Consider the following 9456-nt stretch of genomic DNA (forward strand, 5'->3'; position numbering starts at 1 on the left):
TACATTTCTCGTGAAGGGGAATTGAGCGTTCTGTTAATTCAACAACATTATGACAATAATTCTAATAAGAACTGATATCTAAATTAAGGCAGACAGCATGAAAAACAATCGCTTTGCAAAGACAAAGATAGCCACCAGTCTCTCCGTAGTACTGGGGGTTTTATCTACGCCAATGTACGCTGATGAGGCGACAAAAGACGATGTAGAAGTTATTGAGGTCAAGGGTATCCGTGGCTCTGTAATCAAGGCTTTGGATGTAAAACGTTCGGCAAGCGGTGTTGTTGATGCAATCTCTGCTGAAGATATTGGTAAGTTTCCTGATACAAACTTAGCTGAATCACTACAACGTATTTCAGGGGTATCAATTGACCGTGCCAATGGTGAAGGTAGTAAGGTAACTGTTCGTGGTTTTGGCCCAGAGTACAACCTTGTAACGCTAAATGGCCGTCAGATGCCTGCTTCATCACTTGAAGCAACAACTGCATCAACTTCACGTGCTTACGATTTTGCTAACATTGCCGCTGAAGGCATTGCTGGCGTTGAGATTTACAAAACAGGTAAAGCAAGCGTGCCATCAGGTGGTATGGGTTCGACCATCAACATCCTAACCACTAAACCACTTAATTCGCCAGGTCAAAAAGCAACGGTTGGCCTAAAAGGCGTTATGGATCAATCGACTGATGAAGGTGCATCGATCACACCTGAGCTATCTGGTTTATACAGCAACACATTTGCTGAGGATACAATTGGTATCGCACTATCAGGCTCATATCAAGAGCGTGAAAGTGGTAATGTACAAGCAAACAGCGGTGGCTGGCGTACTTTCCCTGGCAACATCAATGGTTGGGATTGGGGTGGCGGTAACGCTGAATGGGGTGGTTTAATCCCTGATGGTGACAATGCACACACTAATTATCCAAGCGCAGATTCAATTTATTCAGTGCCGCAAAGCTTAGGCTATGCATTCCATGAAGTACAACGTACACGTACCAATGGTCAAGCCGTTATTCAATACCGTCCAATGGACAATGTAACTGCAACTCTTGATTACACGTATGCGAAAAATGAAGTATCTGATCAGTACAATGACGTATCTGCATGGTTTAACTTTGGTCCGTCAACTGGTGAATGGTCAGACGGCCCAATCGCAGCACCGCTTATTTACTCAGAGGCATTTGGCGCTCCTGGCGACTTAGCAATGGGTGCAGGTAGCTTTGACACTGTTAACGAAAACAAGTCTCTTGGTTTTAACGTTGAGTGGCAAGTTAACGATAATTTAGAATTGCGTTTCGATTACCACGATTCGAGCGCTGAATCTCGTCCAGACAGCCCTTACGGTAGCAACAACGTTATTGGTATGGCGACTTGGGTTCGTGCAGTAACAACTGCAGACTTCAGCAAAGACTTCCCTGTACTAAATATCACTTATCCTGATGGCTTTAACGGCATTCAAAGTAAAGATATGCGCGTTACAGGTAGTTCATTCCGTAACAGTATGATGCGTAGTGACGTTACCCAAGCACAGTTTGACGGTACTTTCGTATTTGATGATGGTGACCTTTCAAGCATTGATTTTGGTATTTCATCAACTGAAGTTGAAAACCGCTCTGCATTCTCTAATGTTCAGCAAGATAATTGGGGTGGTCTTGGTGCGGAAGGTGATCTCAGCGGCATCGATTTTGTACTTGATGATGTAGGTTCACATTTTGATGTGCCAGGGGCTGGTTCAAATATTCTTCTAGATGAATTCTTCCGCTGGGATTTCGACTCAGTTCGTCAAACTGCCAACGACCTTTACGGTGCTCTCGGCTCAGCGGGTGATTGTGGTACGTCATTCTGTGCGTCTTCAAATTACACAACTGACCGTCGCACAACAGAAGAACAATTGGCAGCATATGTTCAAGCAAACTTCCAAGGTTCAATTGCAGATTTACCGTATAACCTAAATATCGGTGTACGTTATGAGCAAACAGACGTAACTTCTAGAGCATTGGTGCCTATCTATAACAACATTGCATGGGCAGGTGACAACGAGTTCAACTTAGTTGCCACAGGTGAACAAGGCTTTACTAATTTAACCGGTGACTACAGCAACTTCCTACCAAATGTTGACTTCAACATTGAAGTGGTTGAGGACTTATTAGTGCGTGCTTCATATAGTAAAACAATTGCACGTCCAAGCTATGCTGATATTCAAGGTGGCCAAACACTTAACTCACTAGTTCGTATCGACGGTGGTACTGGTAGTCGTGGTAACCCTGACCTGAAACCATTCGAATCTAACAATTTAGATCTTTCTGTTGAATGGTATTACGACGAAGGTAGCTATGCAGCTGTTGGTTATTTTGTAAAAGACAGTACAAACTTTATTGGCCGCACAACGGTTGAAGAAGAAGCGTTTAGCCTAACTCACCCTGCAATGGGTGACCGTTATGCTGAAGCTGTTGCAGCGGTAGGCAATAACAACACCTTAATTCGTGAATACATCAAAGAAAACTACCCAGAAACACTTGATGAAAATGGCTTTATTTTAGGTGTTCCGGGTGATGACTTTGCCATGTTCGACATCACGATTCCTGTAAACCAAGAAGACGCTAAAATCTACGGTTGGGAATTTGCAGTTCAACACCTATTCGGTGAATCTGGCTTTGGTGTGATTGCCAATGCAACAATTGTAGACGGTGATATCGATTACGATAAAGAATCACAAGATGAGCAGTTTGCAATCCTTGGCATGAGTGACTCGTATAACTTTATCGCGTTTTACGATAAAGACGGCATTCAAGCCCGTATCGCTTATAACTGGCGCGATGAGTTCTTAGCAAGCACAGTAAATACACTTGGCTTACAAAACCCTATTTTTGTTGAAGAATACGGTCAGTGGGATGCAAGTGTAAGCTACGAGTACAACGAGAACTTAACGGTATTCTTAGAAGGTATTAACCTAACTGATGAATACAGCCGTACCCATGAACGTTCATCGTTGCAGGTTGTTAACGTGACTCAAACAGGCCCTCGTTTCAACATCGGTGTACGCTATACATTTTAACTAACCGAATAGCGAAAAAGCCGCGTTTTGCGCGGCTTTCTCGCAAAAACGTCATTAGCATATAAAATAACTAATATGTGACTGAAAAATCAGGTGTTGTAGTAATGACAAATGCAGTAAAACAAGTCGTAATCGTTGGCGGTGGCAGTGCCGGATGGCTGACTGCGAGTATTCTTGCTGCTGAACACAGTGTGTCATCATTACAAAACCCAATCCGCATAACCTTAATCGAATCTAGTGATATTCCTACGATTGGTGTTGGCGAAGGCACATGGCCGTCAATGCGCGACACGCTTCAACAAATCGGAATATCTGAAACAACCTTTTTAAACGAGTGTGATGCCTCGTTTAAGCAAGGCTCAAAATTTATCAACTGGCGCTCATCGACAGGCGACAGTTACTTTCATCCGTTTTCGCTACCAGAGTCTTTCAATCAACTTAACCTTGCTGAGCATTGGCTACCTTATAAAAATGAAGTGCCATTTGATCAAGCTGTTTGCTTTCAAGATGCACTCTGTAATGCACAACTTGCACCTAAACAAATTTCAACGCCTGAATACAACTTTATTGCAAACTATGGTTATCACCTTGATGCAGGAAAATTTGCACCATTACTTAAATCACATTGCACAGAAAAACTCGGGGTAATGCATATTGATGACAATGTGCAAGATGTTAGGCTCACAAGTAATGGCGATGTGGCATCGGTGTTTACCGAAAAACACGGTGAAATAACCGGTGATTTATTTATCGACTGCAGCGGCCTTCATAGTTTATTAATCGATAAAGCACTTAAAGTTCCATTTGTTAGTTGCAAAGAGGTGTTATTCAACGACCGCGCACTGGCAGTACAAGTGCCTTACCAACATCCTGACGACAATATTAATTCGGCGACTCACAGTACCGCTGTAGATAATGGTTGGATTTGGGATATAGGACTGCAATCACGTCGCGGCATAGGTCATGTTTATAGCAGTGATTTTTGCACCAAAGAGCAAGCTTTCGACGCACTTTCCCGTTATGTATCAGATACCTCAAATTGTGATATCAACAAACTCACCGTGCGCGAATTACAAATAAACCCAGGTTACCGCGAAAAGTTTTGGCATAAGAACGTGGTTGCTATTGGCATGTCAGCAGGATTTATCGAGCCTTTAGAAGCCTCGGCTATCGCTCTAATAGAGCTATCTGCCAAATTTATTCGCGATCAATTTCCGCAAAATAGAGCGGTGATGGACGTCATTGCCAAACGCTTTAATAAAAAATTCCATCAGCGTTGGCAGCAAATTATCGATTTTTTAAAGCTGCACTACGTGTTATCAGAGCGCGATGACTCCAAGTATTGGCGCGCTGCAACAAGTACCGAAACACTATCACAAACGCTGCGCGATAAATTACTGTTATGGCAATATCAAACGCCATATCTTTATGATTCATTTGAAACAGAAGAGCTATTTCCCGCAGCAAGCTATCAATATATTTACTATGGTTTGAAAGGGAAAACTGCGTTTAACCCGTCGCAAAAATGGCATGCTGAACACGCTAAAGCAAAAGCGCTGTTTCAACAAAATCAACAAAAACGAAACCAATTACAACAACAGTTAGAGCCAAACAGGGTATTGCTAAACAAAATTAAGCAATACGGCTTAACAACGATTTAAGAAAGGTGGCCCTCGATGGCAAAATTTGAATTAGTTAACAACATTGCTCATAAAAATATTAAAGTAAACACCAAAGCAAGTGCGCAGTTTGGCGATAATGTCTGGTTTGCACTGACCTTTCCTGATGAGTTTCGCGCCATTCAAAACCAATACCCTATTTTCTTTCAGAAAAACAGCGAAACAGGCCAGTTTATGCCTGTTGCTTTAATGGGTGTTAAACAAAATGAAAATCTGTTCTTAACTGACGATGGCTGGGATGGTTACATTCCTGCGACCATCAAGCGTCATCCATTTGCTATTGGCCATCAGCAGCAAAACCAAGGCGGGCAAACTGAGCTTACACGCGTTTTAACCATTGATATGGAAAGCCCGCGTGTAAACGAAACACAAGGCGAAGCACTGTTTTTAGAATATGGCGGCAACAGTGATTACCTAGACCAAATGGCTGATTTAATGGAAGCCATTCACCACGGTGTAGAAAAAAGCGCTCACTTTATTGAAACACTGCTTGGCTATGAACTCATTGAACAATTTACTTTAGATGTGACTTTAAACGACGGCTCGCAAAATCAAATGCTTGGTTTTTACACCATAAACGAAGATAAATTAGCGGCGCTTTCTGACGAACAAACTCTTAACCTTGTTAAGCTCGGCTACTTGCAAGCGATTTACTTTATTATTGCCTCACACGGCAATATTGCAGAGCTTGTTAAACGTAAAAATAAACTGCTAGGTCTCTAATATGAACTTAGAGAGCATCAAACCAGTTACTGAGCTCACTAACATTACCAGCAAAGATATTTCTGGTGCGTTATTAAGCTCAGAAACACCTTTGCTCTTTAAAGGTGCTTGCAGCCATTGGCCCATTGTACAAAAAGCCATTCAGTCTAATGAAGCTGCTGCACAACATTTACTCTCGCATTATACTGGCGAGCCAATCAATGCGTTTTACGGCGAGCCAGAAATTAACGGCCGTGTTTTTTACAACCAAAATATGGATGGTTTTAATGTAAATGCGCACCAAATACCGCTGCAATTAGTAATTGAAAAGTTATTGTCATGCCAAAATGATGCAAAAGCTCCGACGGTATATATGGGTTCAACAAATACCGCACGTTGGTTCCCAACCCTTGAAAACGAGCATGACTTTACACTTGCAAGCGCTTCACCACTCACCAGTGTGTGGCTTGGAAATCAAAGTAAAATAGCAGCGCATTTTGATTTTCCCACTAATCTTGCCTGCAATCTTGCAGGTAAAAGACGGTTTTTGCTTTTTCCACCTGAACAAATCGAAAACCTCTATGTTGGCCCCTTAGAATTTGCACCAGGCGGACAAGCCATTAGCTTAGTAGATTTTGAAAACCCCGACTTTAACCAATTCCCCAAATTTGCCGAGGCGCTGGAACATGCTCTTATCGCTGAATTATCACCGGGAGATATCTTATTACTGCCCAGTATGTGGTGGCACCAGGTTGAAGCCAAAACAGGCTTCAACCTATCTTATTACTGCCCAGTATGTGGTGGCACCAGGTTGAAGCCAAAACAGGCTTCAACCTGCTGCTGACACATTGGTGGCGAGATACATCTGCATTTTATGGCCGCCCTGATAACGCATTGGAGTTGGCTATTTTATCATTACGTAGCTTGCCAAAAGCACAACGTAAAGCCTGGCAAGCCTTATTCAATTATTACGTATTTAATGACGAACTAGACTCGCTTGAACATATTCCAGAACATGCAAAAGCAGCGCTCACATTGCCATTACCAGAGCAGCAAGCATTAAAGTTACGCGCAAGTCTTCTTAACAAACTAAAACGATAGAACACCGAAAGCAGTGGAGATACAGATGCAAAACAAAGTAAAAAACGTCGTAATTGCAGGTGGTGGTACCGCAGGTTGGATGGCCGCGGCGGCCTTTAGTAAACTGCTTGGTAACACGATAAATGTCACACTTGTTGAATCTGATCTTATTCCAACTGTAGGCGTTGGTGAGGCAACAATCCCTACCTTGCATATTTTCCATCGTTTACTCGGCATTAAAGAGCCTGAATTTATGGCGGCGACCAATGCGACGTTTAAATTGGGCATTAAATTTGAGAATTGGCGCCAAAAAGAGCAAGACTACATCCACTCGTTTGGCTTTTTAGGGCCTGACTGCTGGGCCTGTGGTTTTCATCACTTTTGGCAAAAAGGAAAACAAAAAGGCTATGTATCTGAGCTCGGTGATTATGTTGCAGAACATTTAGCGCAGCGTGAAGGTCGCTTTGCGGTATTACCAAACCAAGATATGAATCACGCCTACCACCTAGATGCCGCACTTTACGCTAAGTTTTTACGCGGTATTGCAGAGCAACACGGCGGTAAACGTGTTGAAGGCACCATAGATGAGGTGTTACAAAATCCAGAAACCGGATTTATCACTGCATTAAAGCTGACCTCTGGCGACATTATTGAAGGTGACCTATTTATTGATTGCACTGGTTTTAGAGGACTTTTAATCGAGCAGACTCTGCACGCGGGTTATGACGATTGGAGCCATTATTTACCATGCGACAGTGCCATTGCAGTACAAACTGAAACCGTCAGTAAACCGGTTGCATATACTCGCTCAATCGCACGTGACGCAGGTTGGCAATGGCGAATTCCACTGCAAAATCGCACCGGAAATGGCCATGTATTTTGCAGCAAGTATTTATCAGATGATGAAGCAGTTGCGACATTACTTGATAATATTGAAGGCGAAAGATTAAACGAGCCCCGTGTTATCAAATACAAAACAGGTGCGCGTAGAAAGCATTGGGTTAAAAACTGTATCGCAGCAGGCCTTTCTTCAGGCTTTATTGAGCCATTAGAATCAACCGGTATTCACCTATTTCAAAAAGCCATTGTCCGTTTACTGCAACTGTTCCCAAATGATGGTTTCAATCAAGCGGATATAAATGAATACAATGAACAAACTCGCCTTGAAGCGCTCAGCATTCGTGACTTTATTATTATGCACTATCACGTTACCGAGCGAACTGATACGGCATTTTGGCGTTATTGTAAAACCATGCCGATTCCAGACTCTTTGCAACATAAACTCGATCTATTTGAACAATCTGGCCGCATTTTCAAAAAAGAACACGATCTTTTCGCCGAAACTTCGTGGGTACAGTGCCTGCTTGGCCAAGGCTTAGAGCCTAAAAGCTACCACCCAATTGTCGACAGCATGAGCGATATGGAGCTGAAAAACTTTCTGGATAATGCTAAACGCAATACGCGAAAGAAAGTAGATAAATGGCCTGATCATTGGGAGTTTATTCAATACTACTGCGCAACTGCTAAATAAGAGCAAAGGGTTATAACACAATGAAATGGATGACTGTATTTGCAGCTTTTTCGAGCATCATCTCACTCAACCTAAGTGCTGCACCACCAAATAGCGCAATTGGCTATCAAACAACACCCAATGCAAAGTGGCAGCTCGTTTGGCAAGACGATTTTTCTGGCGAAACACTTGATAGCAGTAAATGGAATATCGAAGTGAACTGTGATGGCGGCGGGAATGACGAGCAGCAATGTTATACCGCCAATATCGACAACCTGTTTTTAAAAAACGGCGCTTTGTATTTAGTTGCGAGAAAAGCAAACGAAAAGGCATTAAAACCTTTTACCTCTGGGCGCATCAATTCCAAGGGCAAAGCTGATTTTAAGTATGGCCGCTTTGAGATCAAAGCCAAACTGCCATCAGGGCAAGGGGCATGGCCAGCCTTTTGGATGCTGCCTAGTGAACAAGTTTATGGTACTTGGCCAAAGTCTGGCGAAATAGACATTATGGAAAGCGTTAATCTTAAAGTGCCACTCAAAAACGGTAAAATTGAAAACACCGTTCATGGCACCCTTCACTACGGCCATGATTGGCCAAACAATGTCTATTCAGGAAAAGCATTTGATTTTGGTGGTAAAAGCAACCCCGCAGATGGCTTTCATCTTTATAGTGTTGAGTGGGAAGAAGGAGAAATAAGGTGGTATGTAGACAACATTTTATATGCCCGCCAAAAACAAACCAGGTTAAACAATAACGGAAAATTTGCCCATCAAGGCTGGTATACCCTGAGCTCAAATAACAACAACCAAAAGCAAGACGTATTATATTCAAAAGCCCCTTTTGATCAGGCGTTTCATTTAATTCTAAATTTTGCTGTTGGCGGAAACTGGCCAGAAAATACCGGACAAAAAGGGGTAGATGCTAATGCCTTTGACGAAAATAACCCGTTTATTATTGAGTATGTAAAAGCTTATCAATGCCAAGCAGATAAACACACTGGTAAAGGGTGCGCAAGCTTGCCTAAGCTGAAATCTAGTTTAGATAAGTTACTTGTTAATGGTAAAGCCCCAACCATATAAAAATAAAAAACCTATCAATCAATGGGTTAGCTTTTTAAATTTTATGCAATCGTATGTAATGCTTTCAACTAAGTTACATATTGTATACTTTAGCGTTTTAATATTAATAACTACAAAAAATTGACAACATATTAAAGGAAACGACATTGAGCTCACCCAATCCACTAAATCAGACCGTGCAAGTTGAGGCAAGTAACACCTCTAACACCCAGTTTGCGCTCGTTGCTTTAACCAGCCTCTTTTTTATGTGGGGTTTTATTACGTGTCTTAATGACATTTTAATTCCCTACTTAAAAGAAGCCTTTACCCTTAATTACACCCAAGCAATGCTTATCCAGTTTTGCTTTTTTAGTGCCT

The 9456-nt window shown here is 42.1% G+C and carries 7 protein-coding genes and 1 pseudogene; all 8 read left to right on the top strand.

The features are described from left to right. The first annotated feature begins 97 nt into the window (after positions 1 to 97). Positions 98 to 3049 (top strand): TonB-dependent receptor, encoded by a 2952-nt coding sequence (locus ON073_RS19445; RefSeq protein WP_274763538.1) that lies wholly within the window; start codon positions 98 to 100, stop codon positions 3047 to 3049. 104 nt (positions 3050 to 3153) lie between these two features. Beyond that, the gene (locus tag ON073_RS19450) at positions 3154 to 4710 is read left to right on the top strand and encodes a tryptophan halogenase family protein (RefSeq protein WP_274763539.1); all 1557 of its coding nucleotides are present in this window, start codon (positions 3154 to 3156) and stop codon (positions 4708 to 4710) included. Between the two features lie 15 nt (positions 4711 to 4725). Next, positions 4726 to 5451, top strand: coding sequence for a SapC family protein (locus ON073_RS19455; RefSeq protein ID WP_274763540.1), 726 nt, complete (start codon positions 4726 to 4728; stop codon positions 5449 to 5451). A 1-nt stretch (position 5452) separates the two neighbouring features. Then, positions 5453 to 6274, top strand: a complete 822-nt coding sequence (locus ON073_RS19460) for a cupin-like domain-containing protein (RefSeq protein WP_274763541.1) — start codon at positions 5453 to 5455, stop codon at positions 6272 to 6274. Next, the gene (locus tag ON073_RS19465; protein WP_274763542.1) at positions 6226 to 6531 is read left to right on the top strand and encodes a hypothetical protein; all 306 of its coding nucleotides are present in this window, start codon (positions 6226 to 6228) and stop codon (positions 6529 to 6531) included. Before ON073_RS19460 ends, ON073_RS19465 begins: the two co-directional genes overlap by 49 nt. 25 nt (positions 6532 to 6556) lie before the next feature. Beyond that, positions 6557 to 8041: a tryptophan halogenase family protein gene (locus ON073_RS19470; RefSeq protein ID WP_274763543.1), complete on the top strand. Its 1485-nt coding sequence runs from the start codon at positions 6557 to 6559 to the stop codon at positions 8039 to 8041. A 20-nt stretch (positions 8042 to 8061) separates the two neighbouring features. Continuing rightward, positions 8062 to 9099: a glycoside hydrolase family 16 protein gene (locus ON073_RS19475; RefSeq protein WP_274763544.1), complete on the top strand. Its 1038-nt coding sequence runs from the start codon at positions 8062 to 8064 to the stop codon at positions 9097 to 9099. Between the two features lie 176 nt (positions 9100 to 9275). Beyond that, positions 9276 to 9456, top strand: a pseudogene (locus tag ON073_RS19480) (glucose/galactose MFS transporter); the annotation flags it as partial.

Origin of the sequence: Pseudoalteromonas sp. G4, assembly GCF_028875915.1 — a bacterium.
Taxonomy (GTDB): domain Bacteria; phylum Pseudomonadota; class Gammaproteobacteria; order Enterobacterales; family Alteromonadaceae; genus Pseudoalteromonas.

Excerpts from the sequence above, each read along its gene's own strand:
- ON073_RS19460 (WP_274763541.1), top strand. The coding sequence starts at position 5,453 with ATGAACTTAGAGAGCATCAAACCAGTTACTGAGCTCACTAACATTACC.
- ON073_RS19450 (WP_274763539.1), top strand. The coding sequence starts at position 3,154 with ATGACAAATGCAGTAAAACAAGTCGTAATCGTTGGCGGTGGCAGTGCC.
- ON073_RS19455 (WP_274763540.1), top strand. The coding sequence starts at position 4,726 with ATGGCAAAATTTGAATTAGTTAACAACATTGCTCATAAAAATATTAAA.
- ON073_RS19445 (WP_274763538.1), top strand. The coding sequence starts at position 98 with ATGAAAAACAATCGCTTTGCAAAGACAAAGATAGCCACCAGTCTCTCC.
- ON073_RS19475 (WP_274763544.1), top strand. The coding sequence starts at position 8,062 with ATGAAATGGATGACTGTATTTGCAGCTTTTTCGAGCATCATCTCACTC.
- ON073_RS19470 (WP_274763543.1), top strand. The coding sequence starts at position 6,557 with ATGCAAAACAAAGTAAAAAACGTCGTAATTGCAGGTGGTGGTACCGCA.
- ON073_RS19465 (WP_274763542.1), top strand. The coding sequence starts at position 6,226 with ATGTGGTGGCACCAGGTTGAAGCCAAAACAGGCTTCAACCTGCTGCTG.